Source organism: Levilactobacillus parabrevis ATCC 53295, from assembly GCF_001434055.1.
Classification (GTDB): Bacteria; Bacillota; Bacilli; order Lactobacillales; family Lactobacillaceae; genus Levilactobacillus; species Levilactobacillus parabrevis.
On sequence record NZ_AZCZ01000008.1, the window covers coordinates 1 to 21,483 of the forward strand.

Annotated in this window: 21 protein-coding genes; 3 read left to right on the top strand and 18 right to left on the bottom strand. The window is 49.5% G+C overall.

What is annotated here, in order from left to right; all coding sequences use genetic code 11:
* From holA to pdhA, 17 genes are all read right to left on the bottom strand, one after another.
* Positions 1 to 1,037, bottom strand: a 1,037-nt coding sequence (holA, locus tag FD07_RS03170; RefSeq protein ID WP_020088760.1) for a DNA polymerase III subunit delta, incomplete at its 3' end; no start/stop codon positions are given.
* Entirely contained in the window at positions 1,034 to 3,220 is a 2,187-nt protein-coding gene (locus FD07_RS03175) for a DNA internalization-related competence protein ComEC/Rec2 (RefSeq protein ID WP_081624571.1), read from the bottom strand. The genes holA and FD07_RS03175, both read right to left, overlap by 4 nt.
* Positions 3,221 to 3,300: 80 nt before the next feature.
* Positions 3,301 to 3,780 carry a ComE operon protein 2 gene (locus FD07_RS03180; RefSeq protein ID WP_020088762.1) on the bottom strand — a complete coding sequence of 160 codons (480 nt, stop codon included), beginning with the start codon at positions 3,778 to 3,780 and terminating at the stop codon, positions 3,301 to 3,303.
* A 170-nt stretch (positions 3,781 to 3,950) separates the two neighbouring features.
* Positions 3,951 to 4,652, bottom strand: a complete 702-nt coding sequence (locus FD07_RS03185; RefSeq protein WP_020088763.1) for a helix-hairpin-helix domain-containing protein — start codon at positions 4,650 to 4,652, stop codon at positions 3,951 to 3,953.
* 95 nt (positions 4,653 to 4,747) lie between these two features.
* Positions 4,748 to 5,794 carry a SepM family pheromone-processing serine protease gene (locus FD07_RS03190; protein ID WP_020088764.1) on the bottom strand — a complete coding sequence of 349 codons (1,047 nt, stop codon included), beginning with the start codon at positions 5,792 to 5,794 and terminating at the stop codon, positions 4,748 to 4,750.
* Complete coding sequence (gene coaD, locus FD07_RS03195) at positions 5,795 to 6,280, bottom strand: pantetheine-phosphate adenylyltransferase (protein WP_020088765.1); 486 nt, start codon at positions 6,278 to 6,280, stop codon at positions 5,795 to 5,797.
* Complete coding sequence (gene rsmD / locus FD07_RS03200; RefSeq protein ID WP_020088766.1) at positions 6,280 to 6,840, bottom strand: 16S rRNA (guanine(966)-N(2))-methyltransferase RsmD; 561 nt, start codon at positions 6,838 to 6,840, stop codon at positions 6,280 to 6,282. Before rsmD ends, coaD begins: the two co-directional genes overlap by 1 nt.
* Positions 6,837 to 7,118: a YlbG family protein gene (locus FD07_RS03205; RefSeq protein ID WP_020088767.1), complete on the bottom strand. Its 282-nt coding sequence runs from the start codon at positions 7,116 to 7,118 to the stop codon at positions 6,837 to 6,839. Before FD07_RS03205 ends, rsmD begins: the two co-directional genes overlap by 4 nt.
* 16 nt (positions 7,119 to 7,134) lie before the next feature.
* Positions 7,135 to 8,289, bottom strand: coding sequence for an FtsW/RodA/SpoVE family cell cycle protein (locus FD07_RS03210; protein ID WP_020088768.1), 1,155 nt, complete (start codon positions 8,287 to 8,289; stop codon positions 7,135 to 7,137).
* A 371-nt stretch (positions 8,290 to 8,660) separates the two neighbouring features.
* Positions 8,661 to 10,505 (bottom strand): translational GTPase TypA, encoded by a 1,845-nt coding sequence (gene typA, locus FD07_RS03215; protein WP_020088769.1) that lies wholly within the window; start codon positions 10,503 to 10,505, stop codon positions 8,661 to 8,663.
* A gap of 139 nt (positions 10,506 to 10,644) precedes the next feature.
* Complete coding sequence (locus tag FD07_RS03220) at positions 10,645 to 11,436, bottom strand: inositol monophosphatase family protein (protein ID WP_020088770.1); 792 nt, start codon at positions 11,434 to 11,436, stop codon at positions 10,645 to 10,647.
* A gap of 3 nt (positions 11,437 to 11,439) precedes the next feature.
* A complete protein-coding gene (locus FD07_RS03225) occupies positions 11,440 to 11,736 on the bottom strand; it encodes a UPF0223 family protein (RefSeq protein ID WP_020088771.1) in 297 nt (98 codons plus the stop codon).
* Between the two features lie 3 nt (positions 11,737 to 11,739).
* Positions 11,740 to 12,645, bottom strand: a complete 906-nt coding sequence (locus tag FD07_RS03230; RefSeq protein WP_020088772.1) for a hypothetical protein — start codon at positions 12,643 to 12,645, stop codon at positions 11,740 to 11,742.
* A 388-nt stretch (positions 12,646 to 13,033) separates the two neighbouring features.
* A complete protein-coding gene (gene lpdA, locus FD07_RS03235; RefSeq protein ID WP_020088773.1) occupies positions 13,034 to 14,461 on the bottom strand; it encodes a dihydrolipoyl dehydrogenase in 1,428 nt (475 codons plus the stop codon).
* Positions 14,462 to 14,469: 8 nt separating this feature from the next.
* The gene (locus FD07_RS03240) at positions 14,470 to 15,780 is read right to left on the bottom strand and encodes a 2-oxo acid dehydrogenase subunit E2 (protein ID WP_020088774.1); all 1,311 of its coding nucleotides are present in this window, start codon (positions 15,778 to 15,780) and stop codon (positions 14,470 to 14,472) included.
* 76 nt (positions 15,781 to 15,856) lie between these two features.
* Entirely contained in the window at positions 15,857 to 16,834 is a 978-nt protein-coding gene (locus FD07_RS03245) for an alpha-ketoacid dehydrogenase subunit beta (RefSeq protein ID WP_020088775.1), read from the bottom strand.
* Between the two features lie 2 nt (positions 16,835 to 16,836).
* Positions 16,837 to 17,952: a pyruvate dehydrogenase (acetyl-transferring) E1 component subunit alpha gene (gene pdhA / locus FD07_RS03250; protein WP_020088776.1), complete on the bottom strand. Its 1,116-nt coding sequence runs from the start codon at positions 17,950 to 17,952 to the stop codon at positions 16,837 to 16,839.
* A 276-nt stretch (positions 17,953 to 18,228) separates the two neighbouring features.
* Here pdhA and def point away from each other — a divergent pair, with 276 nt between their 5' ends.
* Positions 18,229 to 18,789 carry a peptide deformylase gene (gene def, locus FD07_RS03255; protein ID WP_020088777.1) on the top strand — a complete coding sequence of 187 codons (561 nt, stop codon included), beginning with the start codon at positions 18,229 to 18,231 and terminating at the stop codon, positions 18,787 to 18,789.
* A gap of 85 nt (positions 18,790 to 18,874) precedes the next feature.
* Here def and FD07_RS03260 read toward each other — a convergent pair whose 3' ends face one another.
* Positions 18,875 to 19,372, bottom strand: a complete 498-nt coding sequence (locus FD07_RS03260) for a hypothetical protein (RefSeq protein WP_020088778.1) — start codon at positions 19,370 to 19,372, stop codon at positions 18,875 to 18,877.
* Positions 19,373 to 19,563: 191 nt separating this feature from the next.
* Between FD07_RS03260 and FD07_RS03265 the strand changes: the two genes are divergently transcribed.
* Positions 19,564 to 19,782, top strand: a complete 219-nt coding sequence (locus FD07_RS03265; RefSeq protein ID WP_020088779.1) for a DNA-directed RNA polymerase subunit epsilon — start codon at positions 19,564 to 19,566, stop codon at positions 19,780 to 19,782.
* Complete coding sequence (rnjA, locus tag FD07_RS03270) at positions 19,779 to 21,458, top strand: ribonuclease J1 (RefSeq protein WP_020088780.1); 1,680 nt, start codon at positions 19,779 to 19,781, stop codon at positions 21,456 to 21,458. Before FD07_RS03265 ends, rnjA begins: the two co-directional genes overlap by 4 nt.
* The last annotated feature ends 25 nt before the right edge of the window (positions 21,459 to 21,483 follow it).

Genomic DNA, 21,483 nt, shown 5'->3' on the forward strand with positions numbered 1-21,483 from the left:
TACCAACAACAGTTGACATAGAACCCGAATTGCGTCATAAACAACGAAAACAGCATTTCTGGCGCCATCGCGGTGGATTTCATCTGTTTTTCCACCCGGAACAATCCTAAATAGGCCTGGTTTAAATCCGTCAGCTTGAACCGCCGTTGTGACTGCAGTGCCAACTTGATTCGGTATGGATGAACCTTCAGGAGACTCGCCAGCTTGCCCTGACTGTATCCCTGCTTAGCCAACACCTTGGTCTGAATCAACAGCCGGAACTGACCTTGCAAAATTGCATTGATCTTTAACGGTTCTTCCTTCGCCAACAACAACTCCCGGTATAACGTGACCGCCTTGGCTGTGTCCTTAGCCAAAACTTGATTGACCAGATCAAACACATTTTGTGTCAACGTCTGGGCCACCAATCCGGTAACCGCGTCCGGTTGAATCGTCTTCTGCGGATAGGCAAAGAGCTCCAGTTTGGGGAGCTCCGCCATCATCAGCGTCAGATCCGCATCCGTACGTTGGATCAACTCACCCAAAGCTGCTGGGTCCATAGTATACCCATCCTGCTTGAGTTGAGTCGTCACGAACTGCCGCACGTCTCGTTCGGAAAAGTTACCGATGTCAATGGTTGTGGCCACTTTCTTCAGTTGCTTGGAAACCTTCTTACGGCCATCAAGCTTCTCATACGGTGCGAAAAAGACTAGCACCGTACTTTCCATCGGTGACCCTAAGTAGGTTTGTAAGCTGGCCACATCATGTTCAACCTTTTGCTTCTTGGTCTCCCCGGTCAGAAACTGGGGATTATCGATGCACACGACCCGCCGCTCACCAAAGAATGGCGCTGCCATGGCATCGTCTAAAGCGACCGCCAACGGTACGGTATCCATATCATAGGTGGCATAGTTCATCGTCTGTTCTTCTGCGGGAACGACCGACTTGAAAGCCGTTTTTAACCGCCGCTGAAGGTAGTCCGCCTGCCCCATGATCAGGTAAACTGGAGCGAGTTTGCCACCAGTTGCCAAGGTTTTTAAGAGTTCATTAATCGTCAAGAGTCCCGTTCCCCTTTTAGTTTAGTCTGCCAGACACCGTGTTTCCCCGCATAAACGTAACGAATCATCCCGCTCGTCTGGGTGCTCACTGCCGGTACCTTGGCCACCCGTAGCGTTGTCAAAGTCTCAGCATGGGGATGCCCATAGCGATTCTCCCGTCCAGCCGAAATAATTGCCCATCGCGGACGGAGCTGCTCGATAAAGGCCGGTGCACTGGCCGTCTTACTACCATGATGTCCTAATTTTAACACGTCCGTTCGGAGCTGTGGGTCATCGCCAATAATTTTCTGTTCACCCGCTTGGTCCAGATCCCCCATGAAGAGAAAGTTCAACCCACCAAAGTCGCCCTGCAAGGCCAACGAATTAGCATTTTCAGCTGGGGCTGCCTCATACGGATGGCGGACCCGCAGTGGAACCTGACTGGCAATCGTGATCGGTTGAATCTTCACTGGGAAACGACTAAGCGCCAACAACCTTTGCCAGCCTGGTTCCTTCTCCATCCCCGCCGGTACGAGCAATCGTTTAACCTTGATTGCTTGCAGAAAGGCTGGTAGATCACCGATGTGGTCAGCATCATGGTGGGTCAAATACAGATCATCTATATGGTCGATTCCCAGACTTCGCAGGTAATTCAGGTTCGTATGCGTTGCGGCATATGTAGTTGGCGTGGCTGGCACCCATTTCGGCTGCGGAAAAGCCAGGTGACCACCGGTGTCGATCATCGCAATCCGCCGATTGAACGGTTCTCGCAGTAAAATACTATCGCCTTGGCCCACATCAAAGTAGACAACCTCGCCGTGAAGTGGAAAATGAATCAAACCGTACATCAAACCATAGCTCGCGAGTAAGCCAACCAGCCATCGCCGACGTTGGGCGGGTGGACGACTGAACAACAGCCAACTCAACACCACCCATAACCAACACACCCACCACCAGGGCTTACCAAAGCTCACATTTCCTGGCAGTTCTGCCAACCGGGTCAGACCGCCATCCAACATGCCTAAAATGGCTGCGCTCCACCCGCTAATTACTGGCAGCCAGGAAAAACACAGCACACCAATCAACGTTACCGGTAGCATAACCAGTGGGAATAGCGGAACCAATACCACATTAGCTAGAATTGTGAGTGTATGCCACTGAAAGATCCCGTTCAGCAGACTGGGTAATCCCAGCAGCGTCAGACCAATCTGCCGCCACCAGGGCGATTCTTGTGCTAAAAGAATCAAGCCAAGTGAGAGACCATAGCTCAGTTGGCTACCCAGCTCAAAGAGCATCCCCGGGTTCATCCACAAACCCACCACTAGAGCACCTGCCCAGGCGTCTAGCGCACTCACTCGTACGCGAATCTTACGACCGCCCAGTTGAATGCCCCACATCAAACAGGCACGCAGCACACCGCTACCACCTCCGGCTAGGATAAAGTAACCGGGAAGTCCCAGGAGCAATCCCCACTCCCAGTGCTCCCGTTGAATGCGAAGGTGTACGCACAGCCACTCTACCGCTGTCAGCAGTAGCGCCACGTGTAGCCCGGAAATCGAAAATAAATGCAAGAGGCCCAGCTGCTGCATCCCTTGGAGTTCTTGAACAGCCTCGGCTGCGCGACTCCCTGGTAGGAGACCCAACGCGTAGACCCGCAAGGCTCCTGGAAGCCGATCACAGTAGCGAATCAGGCGTGTGCGTTGACGGTGCCACCAGTTGTTCACGACTTGCAGTGGCGATGATGGTGCGGTCCGCTGTTGGCCAATACTGACAATCTTAACGGACTTGGTCACCCCACGATGCCGCCAATAACCGGCCGCATCAAACTGATTAAAATTCGTTGCTGGTAGAATCCCCACCTGCTGTCCACTCACACGCCAAAGCTGCGGTTGTCGCAATCGTTTCAACCGCTGAAGTTCCGCAGCGGACTGAGCCCAACCCCGCACCGTCAGCGGTTCCCCCGTCAGGTGATTTCGCGCGACAAAGTAGTAACCGGCACCGTGGAAAACGAGCGCATCCGGTTGAAAAGTCACGGCTAGCGACACGTTGGTTGGCCGAAATGCCGAAATTTGCCGGTGTTTTAGCTGACCCTGTCGCCAAGCGAAAATGCCACTAAAGACGGCCACTAGCAGTAGTGCAATCAGCAACGTCCGCCGCGACCGTAACGCCACCACGCGACCCATCGTTAAGACCACCAGTCCCATGCCTGCTACTGGATGGGCACCAAAAACCACACTGATTGCCGCTACTGGTAAACACGCTAAAAACCAATGGTTAGCCGCCACTAATCCTGTTTCGGTTGTTCAAATGGAAGTTGCGTCAACATTGTCGGGTCTACCGTGACCTGATTCAAGGCCACGTGCTTCAACGCAATTAGTTTCTGAGCATAAGGATCATTGTGGTAGTTACGCATGTAAGTAATCTTCTTGATTCCGGCTTGCAGTAACATCTTGGTGCATTGTAAACACGGGAAATCCGTGACGTAGATCTCAGCCCCATCCGTGGCCTCACCAAATTTGGCACACTGCAGGATGGCATTCATTTCAGCGTGAATTGTGCGAACACAGTGACCGTCTACCAAGTAACAGCCCTCATCTAAACAATGGTCATCGCCCGACACCGACCCGTTATACCCCGCAGCAATGATCCGTTTGTCACGAACCAGAGTTGCCCCGACTGACAGACGATTGCAGGTACTCCGCGTGGAAATAACTAACGCCTGAAGCATAAAGTATTGATCCCAAGGAATTCTTTCTCGCTGCATGTTAAAGTCCCCATTTCCTATCAATTTAAAATTCATTTTTCAGTTCAGCGGAGGCATGACGACACTCACCATCCAATTACCTTCACTAGCTTACACCATCCACTTAAACTTAAAATTAACATTAACGCACCACCATTGATATGTCATTGGTTATCAGCGGTTCCGAACGTTTAGGTGGTCAATTGGTCCTGTAGGTTAGCTACCGTCTTCTCACCAAATCCCGGCACCTGCGTCAGGTCCTTGACCGTCTGAAAGGAGCCGTGTGCCGTCCGATAGTCAACAATCTTCTGGGCCTTCTTTTCGCCAATACCGGTCAGTTGCTGCAGGTCTGTCACCGTTGCGGTATTCAGATTAATGACGGCTGCAGGCCCACCGGATTTTGCAGACGCGCCACCTCCAGATTGACTGGTCTTGGTGGCCGCCGACTCCTTACCACCGACATCAACCGGCTTTTCACCCTTCATCGGTATAGCTAACTGTTGCTGATCAGTCAGTCGCGAAGCTAAATTTACCTGCTGCCGGTCAGCCTTAGCGGTTAACCCCCCAGCTGATTTGACCGCATCGGCGACCCGCATACCGGCGGAAAACTCATAGAGTCCCGGATGAGCCACGGCCCCCTGAACGTCCACAAAGACCCGTGTGTCATGACTACTAACCTGACTAGCTGCACTGACACCTACTACCGAGTGACTCGCAGGATGACTCGTTTGCGCCTGTGCCGGTGGTACCGCCGCGGGTAGCGGTGCTGGTGCCGCACGACTCGTGATCAACCAACCACCCAATCCAATTCCCACCACCACGACGAGTACCCCACCAACGATCAGCTGATAACGCCGCGCTAACCCTGACCACCAATCTCCAATCATTTGCATACGCATTGCCCCCTTTACTCTTAACTCCGTAATTAAAGGCAGAATAAACTTTTAAAATCAAAAAAATTCCCCTTTTTTCAAAGAGGAATTCTAACTTAGTGCGTTTGGAGGTAGTGAACCGCGTCATTAAAGGACTTGACGGGAACGACCTTCATATTCGGTGCGTATTTCTTCGCCGTTGCTTTGGCTAACTGATAGTTAGTCATGTGGTGTTCTTCATACTTCAATAAGAGCTTACTTGGCTTGACGTACGGGGCAAAGAAGACGGTCGCACCGGCACGTTTAGCCGCAACGATCTTCTTATCAATCCCGCCGATCTCACCCACATCACCATTGGCGTCAATCGTGCCAGTTCCAGCAATCTTCTTACCATGCCGAAGATTCTGGCCCGTCACTTGCGTATAGATCTGTAGGCTAAACATCAACCCACCAGATGGTCCACCGATATTCCCGGCATCAACCGTGACCTTGGGCTTTGCCGTCACCTTCACATTATCCGTCAAGGTAATCCCAATCCCGGCCTTCTTGGTTGGCAGGCGCATCAGCTTCTTCGTCACTGACCGCGTCTTACCATCATGCCGATAAGTAATCGTGGCCTTGGCGCCAACCTTTTGACGCTGAATGTACTGCTGATACCCGATCATCGAGTTGAAATGGTGGCCGTTAACCTTAGTCACCGTATCGCCAACCTGCAATTGCTTGGCAAACGGCGACTTTTGATCCACACTCAGCACGTAAATTCCTAGATAGTTCCGTGTCACCGGCTTCTTGGCGGCCTTATAGGCCGTGTAAATCGATTCGTTAATAGCGCTTTGCATGTAAAAGTCCTGAACTTTATCGTAGGTGGCATTGCTCTGCCCACCCGTTACGGCGTCCACGCTCTCAATGCTGTAGATAGCATTCATCTTGGCATACAGGTAAGTCGCCGGCCGTGCTTGGGCCAACGCCACGGAGGTGATCATGTATTTTCCCTTATCCGTATCCGAATGGCCAGGCATCTTCACGAACGTCTTAAGATCATTCGCTTCACCGGGACCCTCAATGTACTTGGGGAGTGGCATAAAGAAAAACGCCAAGACGGCGATCGCTAAAATCAGCGTACCGATGACTTGACGCCACTGATGACGCGTCAACTTCCACATCTACTTGTCACGCTCCAATCGATCCCGCAGTCCCTGAGCGACCGCTGGCGGTACCAGCTGAGTCAGGTCACCACCGAATTGCGCCACTTCCTTCAATAGGCTAGACGACACGAATTGATACTTCGGCGCCGCCATCAAACAAACCGTATCAATCTGATCATCCAGTGACCGGTTCATGCCGGCAATCCCCTGTTCAAATTCAAAATCGGTACTGTTACGCAAGCCACGGACTAAGACCGTGGCGTTGACTGACCGCATAAAATCAACCGTCAATCCCGCTTCGACCTGAACAGAAACGTTGGCCAACGCCTGCGTCCCAGCCTCGATGAAGGCAACACGTTCACTAGCGGTAAAGACGCCACGTTTAGACGTGTTCTGCCCCACCGCAACAATCAGGTGGTCAAACATTCGGCTAGCCCGTTGAATCAGGTCCAAATGGCCGTTCGTCAGTGGATCAAAACTACCTGGAAAGACTGCAATCGTCATTAACCTTCACTCCCTAACGCATAAATCGTCAGCTCGGTAATCCCATAGTCTCGGCGCTCAACAAAGTCGAAACCGTCAATATCATCGGGCAATTGCGCCTGTTGATCCGTTTCACAGATAATCCGGGCACCACTCGCCAACAGTCCCAGTTCTCGCAGAGTTGCCATCTGTTCAGCAATCTTTTGCTGGGCGTATGGCGGATCAAAAAAGACCAGATTGAACTGATCCCCTCGATCGGCGAGTTCTTTTAAAGCTCGATTGGCATCGCGTTTCAAAATTTCAAATTTTTCGGGGGCCTTCGTGACGGCCACGTTATCCTTAATCGTCTTAATGGCTGCGTATTGCTTGTCGATCAGAACGGCGTGTTCCACCCCACGAGACACGGCTTCGATACTCAACCCACCGGAACCGGCAAATAGGTCCAGACTACGCCCGCCATCAAAGTACGGGCCAATGATATTGAACAGGGCCTCCTTGACCTTGTCCGTAGTTGGCCGCGTGGCCATACCGGGAACGGCTTTGAGTCGCCGACCACCAAAATCACCTGCTACAATTCTCATTCATCATCATCCTTCGTTGCGGCCGCCATTTCTTCGGCGACACCATTAAATGTTTCATTGATTGCTGGCCGTTGTGATGCAACGACCCGTTTGACAAAGCGTAAGTGGTTCAACTGATCCGTCAATGAGGCCACATCCGCTTGATCCACGTACAAAACCACGTAACGCATCTTCTTAGACACGTACATGACGGTACCGTAGCGCTTCAATTGGCGGGTCTGTTTTAAACTATACGTATACACGATCAGACTCTGTCGTGGTTGAATTTCAAATGCCATCAGTCGACCTCCTCAGTTAATGTGTGGCGCGGTAACGTTTCTGCCGCGCGCTAATATTCATGACGACCCCCATGACCAGCGCAAGTGTCCAGGTACTGGACCCCCCGTAACTGATGAAGGGGAACGTTACCCCAGTAATTGGCAGTAGACCCAAGACCCCACCTAGGTTAAACAGCGTCTGCACCGTTAAATAGGTGGCCGCACCGTAACAAATCAGCGTGTGGTAGGCAGAGTTACTACGAATCCCAACCAATACCGTCCGGGTAATAATTAAGAACAGCAAGGCAATCACACCCAAAGCCGTGATCAGCCCCAGTTCTTCGGCCAAAATGGCCATAATGAAGTCGGTGTTGGGTTCGGGTAGGTATCCAGTCTTCTGGATACTATTGCCCCAGCCAACACCCAAGATTCCGCCGTTACTCAACGCATAATAGGAGTTAACTAACTGTTGCCCGACGCCTTGCGAATGCTCGAATGGATTCACAAAAGCCACGATCCGTTGTAACTGATAGTTATTTTTAGCAAAGCCCATCTCAGAAATCTTAACGGCCAACGGGAAAATAATTCCCAGGACCAATAAAATTGCACCTAAAAAGTAAGTAATCGCGCGCTTCCAATTAAAACCACTCGCAAGCAGTAACACAAAGACAATGCTGGCGTTGATGGTTGCTCCCCCTAAATCCGGTTGGATCAGGATCAAACCGATCATGGCTCCACTAATGACGACTGGTCGTAACATGACGGCCCACCAGCCTTCAATGGCAATGGCGTCTTGACGACGGTCAATGACGTGCGCCAGCCAAATGATGAGATAAAACTTCACAAACTCGGCGGGTTGAATACTGATCGGTCCAAAACGAATCCAGCCGGCCGCCCCATTGATGGTCTTCCCAATAATCAGCAAGAACAACAACGAGCAAATCGCAATAATACTGGCATACTTCAAAATTTTCTTATTACGCAATTTATTTAAGTTCATGAGCACCATAAAGGTATAGATGGCGAGCCCCAAAATCACGAAAAACAGCTGTTTCATCAGGTAACTGCCGGGACTCCCACCATTTTGCGAGCCAATATCAGCACTGGCGGAATACACCATCACGATCCCAAAGAGGCTCAAAATTAAATATGGCACAAATAGCCAATAGTCCAAATATTTTAACTTCCGCATATGTTTCACTCGCTCCAAGCCTGCCGTCCGTAGACGGTAATCGAATGTTTATATTATAGCATAGCTTGCGTTTAAGATTGTGATAAAACTGGGAAGGATTGTGCAAACCACCAGCTACAATGACGATCAGACGACACCCTACCGGACGGCAAAGATACTTGATGTGATTAATCAACTTAATGGTTCAAAAACACCATGTCTCGCACCCTACTCAGGATTAACAGCCTGCTTAACCAACAACAAGTCATCACATCCGCCGGCATCTCCGAGAACCACAGCCGTCAATTCTCAATTTCTGCATCAAAAAAACCGGTAACCACCGCAGTCTCCTGCAGCCATTACCGGCTAGAATTTAAATTAAAGTTTAGAGATTACTTCCGCGAAGCAGTCTTCCGCTTCTTGGCAGCCTTTTCACGTTCGCTGGTGTTCAAGATTTGCTTACGCAGACGAACATGGTCTGGCGTGATTTCACAGTATTCATCTTCGTTGATGAATTCCAGTGATTCTTCCAGAGACATCTTCAATGGCGTCTTAACCTTGGCAATATCTTCAGAACCGGCGGCACGGACGTTGGTTTGGTTACGACCACGCGTGATGTTAACGGAGATATCGTTGTCACGGCTGTTTTGGCCAATGATCATCCCTTCGTACACTTCAGTACCGGCTTCAGTGAAGACGATCCCACGGTCTTGAACGGCCATGATTGCGTACGTCGTTACCTTACCAGAGTTAATTGAAACCAGAGTCCCGTTGTGACGGCCTGGGTTCCAGTTCTTGATAACTGGCAAGTACTTGGAGAAGGTATGGTTCATGATCCCGTAACCACGAGTTAAGGATAAGAATTCGGTTGAGTAACCGATCAATCCACGTGATGGGGCCAAGAAAGTCAAACGCGTTTGACCATTACCAACGGCTTCCATGTTCTTCATTTCACCCTTACGTTGTGAAAGGGTATCGATGATTGAACCCGTGTATTCGTCAGGCGTATCGATTTGAACAGATTCGAATGGTTCGCAACGAACGTTGTCCACTGTTCTGTAGATAACTTCTGGACGAGAAGCTTGTAATTCGTAACCTTCACGACGCATCGTTTCGATTAAGATGGACAAGTGAAGTTCACCACGACCAGAAACGACCCAGGCACCAGGATTGTCGGTGTCGTCAACACGTAAGGAAACATCGGTATGAAGTTCACGCTTCAGACGTTCTTCGATTTGACGAGACGTCACAAACTTACCTTCACGACCAGCAAATGGTGAGTCGTTGGTCCGGAAAGTCATTTGCAGCGTTGGTTCATCAATCCGCAATACTGGAAGTGGTTCCAACGTGTCAGGTGCAACAACCGTTTCACCAACGTTGATTTCATCCATCCCAGAAACGGCAATCAAGTCACCCGCTTGGGCTTCGTTGATTTCCAAACGCTTCAACCCAAAGTACCCAAATAACTTGGTTACTCGGAAGTTTTGCTTAGAACCGTCAAGCTTCATAACAGTAACGCTATCGCCGACTTTAACCTTCCCACGGAAGATCCGGCCAATCCCGATACGACCAACGAAGTCGTTGTAGTCCAACATAGCAACTTGGAACTGTAAAGGTTCGTCAGTGTTGTCAATTGGGGCTGGGATGTGCTTAACGATGGTGTCAAAGACAGGCTTCATCGTGTGTTCTTGCGTGTCCAATTCTGGATCGTAGCTTGAAGTCCCGTTCATAGCTGAAGCGTAAACCACTGGGAAGTCCAGTTGGTCTTCGTCAGCACCTAATTCGATGAAGAGGTCCAAAACTTCGTCAACAACTTCGGAAGGACGAGCGCCTTCACGGTCAACTTTGTTGATAACCACGATAGGGGTCAAGTGTTGGTCCAAAGCTTTCTTCAAAACGAAACGGGTTTGTGGCATCGTACCTTCGTAGGCATCGACAACCAATAAAACACCGTCGACCATGCGCATGATCCGTTCAACTTCACCACCGAAATCGGCATGTCCTGGGGTATCCAAGATGTTGATTTGCTTGTCGCCGTAACGAACAGCGGTGTTCTTGGACAGGATCGTGATGCCCCGTTCCTTTTCGATTGCGTTAGTATCCATGGCGCGGTCGCCAATGGACGTATGTTCGTCTAACGTATCGGATTGTTTAAGCATTTCGTTAACCAGGGTTGTCTTCCCGTGGTCAACGTGGGCAATGATGGCAATGTTACGGATATCATCTCTGAATTTCAAGTGTATTTCTTCCTTTCATGCTTGTTGAATTAGATGGATCACGGCATGCTTACGTCGATAGTAAGTACGCTTATTGTAGCGTGATTGAGTAATAAAGTCCATCTGTACCGACCGGCCGCATAAAAAAACTGTGACCGTGTCACAGTGAGACGTCATCTTCTTCAATTTGGAGAATATCACGTTGCGCTTTTTCCGTCGCTACTAGTACAAGGTTAGATGATAGCATATTGAGCGGCTGGCCGTCAATGGTTGAGACCCGAACACCCAAAAAGTTTAGCATAACTTGACCGGCAGCAATGTCCCATGGCTTGAGGTAGGAAATGTACCCCAGCGTCTTCCCCAACAAAACATTAATCATTTCAATACCGGCGCTCCCGTAGATACGCATGCCAGCACTGTCGTGAACAATCTTCTGCATGTGAGCTGTATCATGAACCACTAATGGTGCACTGGCACCAATCAAGCCTTCGGATAAGGCCAAGTTAGCTGGTGCGGAAATTTGCTGATCATTGGCCCAAACGCCGCCAACGGCTGGTCCCCCAGCATACAGCACATCATTCATCACATCATAGATAAAGCCAAGCTGCCCCTCGCCGTCTTGATAAATACCAATCATCATAGCGAAGTTGTCATGCTGTTTCACAAAGTTCATGGTGCCATCAATTGGGTCCACGATCCAGACGCGACCATCTAAACTCGTCAGCTTGTCACCAAAACCTTCTTCGCCTAGTACCTTAGCCGTAGGATCCATGTTCCGGATACCGGCAATTAAAAATTGTTCATTACTTTTATCAATATTAGTAACGAGGTCTTTACGCCCAGTCTTCTCATCGACCGTCATGGGACCGGCCATCTTGGCAATAACCTGTCGCCGGCCTTCCCGTAATAAAGCTGATACATCGCGTGCTACTTGCTGCCAATCTTCACTCATCGTCTAACGTGCCCCTTTCATCCTAATCCGACCGCCCTGCTCGCGTGCTTGCTTCATGGTGCGGTAAATACTATAACCAGACGCCTTTTCGAAGTCGCGACCAAGTTGTTTTTCTTCAAACTTTTGTGGAACAACCTTCTGGAAATCACGGTAAGCTGCGATCAGCACATCTGCCGGAACCCCCTGATTAACCTCGTAAGCGTCTTCCACCCGCTGATAAAGCGTGGTCACCGCTACAATATCCGTAGTCGACCAGTCGGCCTGTAAAGGATATTCATAATTACTTGATGATTGGGTCACGAGTTATTTTCCCTCCGTTTGTTGGCTTTCAATCGCCGTAATTTGTTCTCTGATTTCTGCAATCTGGGCGCCGTAAGCCTGTTGTTCATCTTCCGACAAGACCAGATTGGTTAAATGTTGAATCCCTTTCGCACCAACCAACACCGGTGAAGCCGCCGCAAAGACTGGATCTTCCTCATGAATGTTGGTGACCGGCGCAATCACCGGCTGCTGAGACAGCGTCGCCTGAATCAGTCGAATAATGGCCATGTACCGCAGCGTATCCTGCTGTTCAGCCGCCTCACGAACCAGCCACGAACTCATCTTGTCCAGGTCGTCCGCATCAAAATCCGCATCCGCATTCGCCAGATACATCAGCAGTGGCGCCGGTCCCACATAGGTCCGACTCCAAGCCGCAATCGGCGACTTAGCCGTGCCAACGACCGTGGCCTGAATCACGGTTGCACCGACACCCAGACGCTCCGCCAAGCGGTACGTCAACAGTCGGGTCAGTGGGTACGTCCCGAGACCCCAGATTTGACTTGCCGGTAAGCCTGAGAATTTCCACGCAAAATAAGTTAACAACTCATCCTGTTCGCCAGAAAAAACGAGCTGACCATTGAAGCCATTTTCAATGATGTGCTTCATCAGCAACCGAAGTTCTGCGATACGATTAGCCAGCGGTAACTCAGCTGCGTAACGGTCCAAGATGACCAACCAGGTTGCCTTGCCATAGTCCGCAGCCGTCCCGACGCGCACCGTCAAACGTGGGCACAGGGCACTGGCCACCACTAACGGCTGGTACCGCGGCGTATCGTCAGTCGTATTGGGCATAACCACACAATCCAGTGGTAGGTTCATGACCAGTAATTGGTGAACCAATTGACTAGTCTGATCAAAGTTCCCTTGAATAAGTAACGTTGGTTTCATGGTGACCCTCCTTTTACCGCACTGACCCTAGCTACGAGCCCTTGCAAAAGCCTAAACAGACAGTTGAATGCCCCCCCAGATTGTTGACCTTCTCGAAATAAGACTTTCGCCAACCACTGGTGCCGCGGTCAAAACACTTCAAATATTTTACGCCGAAAATGACCACATAGTCCCATTATAAGTGAACCTTGTCGGATAGCAAGTTAGAGCGTCCAAACTCCAAAATTTATCGTCCGCAAGGTGGGTTCAGCGAGCGCCCACTCCTTGATTAACCAGATTTAAGTGGAAGCCCCCGGCGATTACCCCCTATCAGGACGGCTAGCCACGAAAAAAGGCCACTCACTAGGAGTGACCCTTTCCGCGGAACTAGAGTTGTCACAAGTCGCCGTTAGACGTGGGTTGGGAACCCTAAAGCAATGTCTGCAGCTTCTTGGATTGGTTCGTTTAATGTTGGGTGTGGGTGAATCGTCAAAGCGACGTCTTCCACATTCAACCCACCATTAACGATGAGTGATAATTCACCGGTCAGGGTGCTGACCTCAGGACCCACCGCTTGGGCACCGACGATGTTCTTATTCTCATCATCCGTGTAGACAAAGCGAACAAAGCCTTCAGGAACATCCAAGGAGACGGCCCGTGCATTCCCAGCAAATGGGAACTTCGCGGTCTTGACCTTGATACCCTTGTCCTTAGCTTCGGCTTGGGTGTAACCAACCGTTGCCAATTCTGGATCGGCGAAACAAACTGCTGGGACACTTAACCAGTCGTTTGCCGTCTTTTCACCAGAGATGGCACCGGCAGCGGTCTTGGCTTCAGCAAAGGCTTTGTGAGCCAATGCTGCGCCAGGAACCACATCACCAACCGCCCAGATATGTTCTGAAGCGGTCCGACCCTGGTTGTCAACTTCGATCTGACCATGGTCATTTAACTTAACCTTGGTGTATTCCAGACCCAAGTCATCCGTGTTTGGCTTCCGGCCAACCGTGACCATGCAGTAGTCTGCCTTGATCGTGGATTCCTTGCCATCAACGGCGTAAGTAACGTCAACACTGTTATCGTCTTGCTTAGAACCCTTAGCCATGGCGCTGGTGATGACATCAACACCCTTTTTCTTCAAGTTCTTCAGCACAACAGAAACCATGTCTTTTTCAAAGTTTGGTAAGATCGATGGCGTTCCTTCAATGATTGTCACGTGAGCACCTAAGCTAGCGTATGCGCCCGCCAGTTCAGTCCCAACGTAACCCCCACCAATAACAACGAATTCTTTAGGAATCTCTGGTAAGTTGAGCCCACCAGTCGAGTCAATGACCCGGCCTTCAAACTTGAACCCAGGGATTTCAATGGGATGGCTCCCCGTCGAGATAATAATGTTATTGTATTCGAAGGTTTGACCCGTGTCCGTAGACATGAATTGCTTTTCACCAGTTGGCATTACCCGTAATTGGGTGTCGCTCAAGAAGACAGCTTCACCATTGACCACGTCAACGTGATGCTTCTTCATCAGCATCTTAACCCCACTGGTCATCCGGTCAACGACCTTCTTTTGCTTCCAGTCTTGGGTTTTCTTAAAGTCGATCTCAGCCGAGCTCGTCGAAATCCCATAAGTGGAACCATCCTTGGCCTGTTCTAACCGGTGACCCGCTTGGATCAACGCTTTGGAAGGGACACAACCAACGTTCAGGCAGACACCGCCCAGCGTATCGGATTTTTCAACCAAAGTTACTTTTTGGCCTAATTCAGAAGCCCGAATTGCGGCTACGTAGCCACCGGGGCCGGCACCAATGATGACGGTATCCTTTTTTTCAACATCTGCCATATTTTCTGTCATCCTTCCATTAAGAGCATTTCTGGATCATGAAGCAATGCTTTCAGTTCATTTAAGATATTTTGAGCTAAGGCCCCGTCAATCAAACGGTGGTCGTAACTCATGGAGAGCTTCAACATCCGGCCAACAACGATGTCGCCATCTTCATTGACGTAAGGTGCCTTTTCAATCCGGCCAACCCCTAAAATTGCGACTTCAGGTTGGTTGATAACTGGTGTGAACCAGCCACCACCGATTGATCCAACGTTACTGATGGTAATGGACCCACCGGCCATGGATGCTGGTGATAACTTGTTGTCGTAGGCGGCTTGTGAGTTTTCACTAATTTCCTTGGCAATTTCGAACATACCCTTGGAATCCGCGTTCTTGATGTTTGGTACATACAGACCGTGATCCGTGTTGGTAGCGATACCAATATTGTAGTAGTGTTTCGTCACAATTTCTTGCGTGGTGTCATCGATTGAAGCATTCAGTTCTGGGAAGTCCTTCATAACAGCAACCAAAGCTTTGACAATGTAGGGTAAGAAGGTCAAATGAATGTCCTTGTCCGCAGCAGCTTGCTTGTACTTCTTCCGGTTAGCCATCAGAGCTGAAACTTCAACTTCATCGAATGACGTAACGTGTGGCGCAATATCCTTGGAAGTCCGCATACTCTTAGCAATGATCTTCCGCATTGGTGACATTGGTTCACGCGTTTCCAGTTCAGGCCGGTCGGCGTTCCAAGGCTTGATAGCTTGCCCAGTTGCTTTCGCAGCGGCTGGAGCAGCAGGTGCAGCGGCAGCAGCGGGTGCTGGAGCGGCGACGCCATTGAAGTTATCGATATCAGCCTTCAAGACTTGACCATGGTTCCCAGTTGGGGTGACTTGAGTTATGTCAACGCCTTTGTCGCGGGCATGTTGCCGGACAGATGGCATTGCCATAACCAACTTGTTAGGATTGGACGCAGCGGGAACGCCAGTTGGTGCAGCGGCAGGTGCCGGTGCAGCAGCTTCAGGTTCGGCAGCGGGTGCTGGGGCAGCTTCTTCAGCCGGTGCAGCATCCCCACCCTTGCCTAAATCAGGTGGCGTATCGGAGCCGTCATCAATCACGATCAATGGATCGCCGATTTCAACGGTGTCCCCTTCTTGTGCCACAATCTTTGAAATCGTACCATCAACGGGTGATGGTAATTCCGAAACAGACTTATCGTTTTGGATTTCGACTAATGTGTCGTCTTCCTTGACGGCGTCTCCTTCTTTAACAAGCCATGAAGAAATTTCGCCTTCGGCCATTCCTTCACCAAGCTCAGGGAGTTTGAACGTATAAGCCATGGGAAAACTTCCTTTCTTTCATTTAATGCAGGATGTTCCCACATTGTGTTTAATCTTTATTTTTTAAAGTTTGAAATTAGTAGTTAGCGATTTCACGTGCCTTGGCTTCAATGTCATCGGCATTTGGAATCCAATCATTTTCGGCTTGAGCAAATGGGTAAATGCTATCTGGTGCAGCTACCCGGCCGATCGGTGCGTCCAAGGACATGATTTTTTCTTCAGCAATGTCAGAGGCAACCACGGCACCGACACCGGCCATCCGTTGTGCTTCCTGAACGACAACTACCTTGTGGGTCTTGTCGATAGAAGCAAAGATCGTATCCGTGTCAATTGGTGACAGTGACCGCAAGTCAATGACTTCAGCTGAAATGTTGTCCTTAGCCAAAGCATCGGCAGCCGTCAATGATTCGTTAACTTCTGCACTGTAGGCCACGATGGTAATATCAGAACCTTCGCGAACCACCTTTGCAGAATCTAGCGGAACCGTGTACTTTTCATCTGGCACTTCATCCTTCATTGAACGATAAAGCTTCAGGTTTTCCATGAACAGAACTGGATCGTCGCTTTCAACGGCGGAGATGATCAGGCCCTTTGCATCGTATGGGTTAGCTGGTGTAACCACCCGCAGCCCAGGGGTACTGGTAAAGTAGTTTTCCAAGTTATCGGCATGCATTTCGGCAGTATGGGTCCCCCCACCAAATGGGGTCCGAACAGTAACTGGGAAGTTCTTTTGGCCACCAAACCGGTAGTGGTCACGAGCCAATTGTCCAACAATCCCATCCATTGCTTCGAACGTGAAGCCCATGAATTGAATTTCTGGAATTGGCCGCCAACCAGTCAGTGACAACCCAATTGCCAATCCTAAGATACCAGATTCAGCCAATGGGGTATCGAAGACCCGGTCTTCACCATATTTGTCTTGCAGACCAATCGTGGTCCGGAAGACACCACCGTTCTTACCAACATCTTCACCGAAGATCAAAGTCTTGGGATCGTCGTTTAAGACTTGATCCAGACCAGAAGTGATCGCTTTAATATACGTCATTTTAGCCATGATTACTTCGACTCCTTTGCTTCGAATTCTGCAATTTGCTTCTTAACCGCTGGAGTAGGAACATTGTAAGTCCACTTCAGGAAGTCGGAAACCTTTTGTGCTGGTGCTGCTTCTGCTTCCTTCATTGCTTGCTTAAATTCGTCTTTGTATTCGTCGACTAATTTGTCTTCTTGATCTTGTGACCAAACACCTTTGTCGGTTAAGACCTTCCGCATCCGAATCAATGGGTCGGCATCGAACCAAGGCTTTTCTTCTTCCTTCGTCCGGTAACGAGAAGGATCATCCCCGGCAGAGGAGTGCGCACCATAACGGTACGTTAACGTTTCAATAACCACTGGACCATTCCCAGCAGCGGCAAAGTCACGAGCAGCTTTTGATACTTCGTGAACAGCCACAATATCCATCCCATCGACTTGGACGGAAGGAACACCCATGGCAACCGCTTTTTGAGCTAAGGTTTCAGCACCAGTTTGCTTGTAACGTGGTACGGAGATTGCCCAACCGTTGTTTTGAACAAAGAATACGGCTGGTGCTTGGAAGGCACTGGTGAAGTTAACCCCTTCATACCAGTCCCCTTGTGACGTCCCACCATCACCGGTGTAGACGAAGGCAACACGGTCTTCGTCGCCGTTCTTCTTGATTCCCAAAGCTACGCCGGCAGTTTCTACGTATTGGGCACCAATAATAATTTGTGGGAAGAGCATGTTAGGATTTTCGTGTTGGTTCCCCTCAACATGACCTTTGGACCATAAGAAACCTTTTGCAACGGTAGTCCCGTGTTGAATCATTTGTGGTAAATCACGGTATGCAGGTAACAGGAAGTCTTGTTGCTTGAATGCAGTAACACTCCCCATTTCACTAGCTTCCTCACCGGCAGTTGGAGCATAAAAACCGAGGCGACCCTGACGGGAGAAGTTCATTGTTTGTTCGTGTAACGTACGCTCCCAAACCATTTTCTTCATGAAGTCAACAAGTTGGTCATCTGAATATTTCGCCAACGTGTCTGGATCAACAACCTTCCCTTCCCGGTCAATGACTTGCACCGGGTGCTTATATGGGTCGGCCATCGTAGCTTTGATTTTGGCAAAGTCTACAATCTGTTTGCTTCCATTAGCCATAAGTAACACTTTCCTTTCACTTGATATGAAATTGTTAACATAGAGTGAGTTAACGTTGCGTTTCCTGACTACACCCCTAAAGTACCATTTTTTCACAACCGTTGCAAGCCCTTTCATTGACGTAAATAAAGGTTTGACGCGAAATCGTTGATAACGCTTGTGATTATCAGCTTTCGCTATTTTAAATGTATGGAAACCGTTTTCTTTCATTTCATTTTGGCCGCCTGATATGTTAAAATGAATACTAGTTATGAATAAATTGCGGAGGTAATGCTCTTGTTTCTCATGAAAGATATTGTCAGAGATGGCGATCCCGTACTGCGCAAGGAAGCGGCAGAAGTCACTTTCCCCCTGTCAGAAGAGGATCAACAGCTCGCTAAGGACTTAATGGAATACCTGGTCGTTTCCCAAGACCCAGAACAATGTAAGAAGTATGGTTTACGTGCCGGTGTTGGTCTGGCCGCTCCCCAAGTGGGTGTTTCCAAGAAGATGGCCTCCGTACTGGTTCCGCCGGCAGAAGAAAATGGCAAGTCGCCATTCACGGACGTCATCATCAACCCCGTCATCGTTTCCGAATCCGTTCAGCTCGGGGCATTGACTGAGGGTGAAGGTTGCCTCTCCGTTGACAAAGACGTGCCCGGCTTCGTGCCCCGCCACGACCGAATCACGTTGCGTTACTACGACGTTAACGGCGAGAAGCATCAATTACGTTTGAAGAACTACCCCGCTATCGTGTGCCAACACGAGATCGATCACTTACACGGGACGTTATTCTACGACCACATTGACAAGGACCAACCATTCAGTCGCGCTGAAGATACCATTATGATTGAGTAGTTGTTTGAAAAAGGACGACTGGGTTTTCACAATTTCTTGCGAAAACCCAGCCGTCCTTTAATTTTAATTTATTTAGTTTGGTCACTCACTTAACACTCGGGTCGCCCAACTTCTTTAAATCCTTCATATATTCTACGGTAGATTCATTCATCAGGTAAGCCACGTCAAGATGTAACTCACCCGTGTAGACCCAGATGTCACTGACGACGAAAGCCGAGCCACTGACGACCGACTTCACCTCGTGGTCTGCACAAAAACTAGCGAGTGCTTGATTAAACGCTGCTTCAAGTTCCGGTAACCGGCGTTCGGTATCCAAGCCCGCGGGAAAACTGTACTCAAATGACATGACCCCGCGGCCCCAAACATCGGCGACCGTTTCAACGGCTTCAATCTGACATTCGGGTTCCGTCAGCACATCTTCATTGACCAGTCGTTGGAGAGCCGCCTTCACCGCCACATCCGTCTCATCCTGAGCAGACCGGCGAACAATTCGGGTCGCTCGCTGCACGATGGTCCGGTGAATAAGTTCATATATCACGATGGCAATGATAACCCCAATGATGATCTCTACTATTAGTGCCATGGCGTCTCCTCCGTTCACTTTGCGTTAGCTTAATCATAGCATGTTTTGTCGCCCAGTGGTAATTCTATACAATCACCTGAAACTATGCTAAAATTGTGCTAATTGTTGTGTAAGCAACCCGCAGTTCGGAAGGACCCATGACCCGCCGTCTTACTGACGAGTTAAATTATTTTGTTAAAGGAGTTTTGTCAGTGATTTATAAAGTTTATTACCAAAACGATAAAAAGCGGAATCCTAAGCGCGAGGATACCCATTCTCTCTATTTGGAAGCGGACACCGAAGTTGAAGCTCGGGCCCAAGTAGAGGCACACACGGAACACAATATCGAATTCATTGAAGCGATGGAAGGCAGTACCCTCGCTTACGAACAACAGAATCCGAATTACAAGTTAACGGAGTTCAATGAATGAACAAGTTAAACGTCAAAAATAACGAGACCGCTATCTTTGGCGTGGGTGGACTTGGCGAAATCGGGAAAAACACTTACGGTATTCAATTTCAGGACGAAATCATCCTGATTGATGCCGGGATTAAATTTCCTGAAGACGAATTATTAGGGATCGACTATGTCATTCCCGATTACCAATACCTCGTTGAGAACCAGTCTAAGATCAAGGCGCTAGTGATTACCCACGGCCACGAAGATCATATTGGTGGTATCCCGTATCTGTTAAAGGCTCTGAACGTTCCAGTCTACGCTGGTCCCTTAGCCTTAGCATTGATTAAGAACAAGCTCGAAGAACACGGATTACTTAAATCGACTGAGCTACACACAATTGACGATGATACTGTGCTTAAATTTCGGAAGATGAGTGTGACCTTCTTCCGGACGACCCACTCAATCCCCGATACGCTGGGGGTTGCTGTTCACACACCAGTCGGCACGATTGTGGAAACGGGGGACTATAAGTTCGACTTAACACCCGTTACCAACCAGCCGCCTGATCTTCAAAAGATGGCCAAGCTGGGCGACGAAGGCGTGCTCTGTCTGATGTCAGACAGTACCAACGCCGAACGCCCCATCTGGACAAAATCTGAAAAATGGGTGGGTAAATCCATTCGCAAGATTTTCGACCAAGTTGAAGGCCGGGTCATCTTTGCCACGTTCGCTTCCAATATCTCACGTATCGAGACGGCCTGTGAAGTGGCGTTGGCTCACGGACGAAAGATTGCTGTCTTTGGCCGATCCATGGAAGCAGCCATTGTCAACGGTCGGGAACTGGGTTACTTGAACATCCCTGACGATGCGTTAGTCGATGCCAACACCATTCGTTCCCTGCCCGCTGAAAAGGTCATGATTCTATGTACCGGTTCGCAAGGTGAACCCATGGCGGCCCTTTCACGGATCGCTAATGGGACCCACCGGCAAATTGCCATTCAGCCTGGCGATACCGTTGTCTTCTCCAGTAACCCAATCCCTGGGAACACGATTTCAGTGAACCGGGTCATTAACGAACTGGAAGAAGCCGGCGCTAACGTCATTCATGGTAAGGTCAATAACATTCATACTTCCGGTCACGGTGGTCAAGAAGAACAGAAGCTGATGCTCCGGCTGATGCAACCGAAATTCTTCATGCCGATTCACGGGGAATACCGGATGTTAAAGATTCATACCGAACTGGCTGAACAGTGTGGTGTACCGTTAGATCACAGCTTCATTCTGCAAAACGGGGACGTCTTAGCTTTAACGCAAGACTCCGCTCGGGTTGCGGGTCACTTTACCGCTGGCGATGTTTACATCGACGGTTCCGGTATCGGTGACATTGGCAACGTGGTCTTACGCGATCGCCAACTACTTTCTGAAGAAGGTTTAGTTGTCGTAGTTGCCACCATCGACCTCAAGAATCAAGAAATCAAGGCCGGCCCCGACCTGCTTTCTCGTGGATTCGTCTACATGCGTGAATCCGGCGAGCTGCTAAATGAAGGCCGTCGTCGTGTTTTCCAAACGATTCGTCGAGCTATGCGCAACCCCAAGGCTACTGAAGCTTCAATTAGAAACGCAGTCATCGATGACCTCCAAAACTTCCTATTTGCGAAGACGGAGCGCCACCCAATGATCTTACCAATGTTCATTATGACCAAGTAAATATGACTTGAAGAAGACGCTGTGA

Excerpts from the sequence above, each read along its gene's own strand:
- rnjA (WP_020088780.1), top strand. The coding sequence starts at position 19,779 with ATGAACAAGTTAAACGTCAAAAATAACGAGACCGCTATCTTTGGCGTG.
- FD07_RS03230 (WP_020088772.1), bottom strand. The coding sequence starts at position 12,645 with ATGAAACCAACGTTACTTATTCAAGGGAACTTTGATCAGACTAGTCAA.
- FD07_RS03220 (WP_020088770.1), bottom strand. The coding sequence starts at position 11,436 with ATGAGTGAAGATTGGCAGCAAGTAGCACGCGATGTATCAGCTTTATTA.
- FD07_RS03175 (WP_081624571.1), bottom strand. The coding sequence starts at position 3,220 with ATGGGACTGGTGGTCTTAACGATGGGTCGCGTGGTGGCGTTACGGTCG.
- coaD (WP_020088765.1), bottom strand. The coding sequence starts at position 6,280 with ATGACGATTGCAGTCTTTCCAGGTAGTTTTGATCCACTGACGAACGGC.
- FD07_RS03240 (WP_020088774.1), bottom strand. The coding sequence starts at position 15,780 with ATGGCTTATACGTTCAAACTCCCTGAGCTTGGTGAAGGAATGGCCGAA.
- FD07_RS03210 (WP_020088768.1), bottom strand. The coding sequence starts at position 8,289 with ATGCGGAAGTTAAAATATTTGGACTATTGGCTATTTGTGCCATATTTA.
- FD07_RS03205 (WP_020088767.1), bottom strand. The coding sequence starts at position 7,118 with ATGGCATTTGAAATTCAACCACGACAGAGTCTGATCGTGTATACGTAT.
- FD07_RS03185 (WP_020088763.1), bottom strand. The coding sequence starts at position 4,652 with ATGCAAATGATTGGAGATTGGTGGTCAGGGTTAGCGCGGCGTTATCAG.
- FD07_RS03180 (WP_020088762.1), bottom strand. The coding sequence starts at position 3,780 with ATGCAGCGAGAAAGAATTCCTTGGGATCAATACTTTATGCTTCAGGCG.
- FD07_RS03245 (WP_020088775.1), bottom strand. The coding sequence starts at position 16,834 with ATGGCTAAAATGACGTATATTAAAGCGATCACTTCTGGTCTGGATCAA.
- FD07_RS03190 (WP_020088764.1), bottom strand. The coding sequence starts at position 5,794 with ATGTGGAAGTTGACGCGTCATCAGTGGCGTCAAGTCATCGGTACGCTG.
- FD07_RS03260 (WP_020088778.1), bottom strand. The coding sequence starts at position 19,372 with ATGGCACTAATAGTAGAGATCATCATTGGGGTTATCATTGCCATCGTG.
- rsmD (WP_020088766.1), bottom strand. The coding sequence starts at position 6,840 with ATGAGAATTGTAGCAGGTGATTTTGGTGGTCGGCGACTCAAAGCCGTT.
- pdhA (WP_020088776.1), bottom strand. The coding sequence starts at position 17,952 with ATGGCTAATGGAAGCAAACAGATTGTAGACTTTGCCAAAATCAAAGCT.
- lpdA (WP_020088773.1), bottom strand. The coding sequence starts at position 14,461 with ATGGCAGATGTTGAAAAAAAGGATACCGTCATCATTGGTGCCGGCCCC.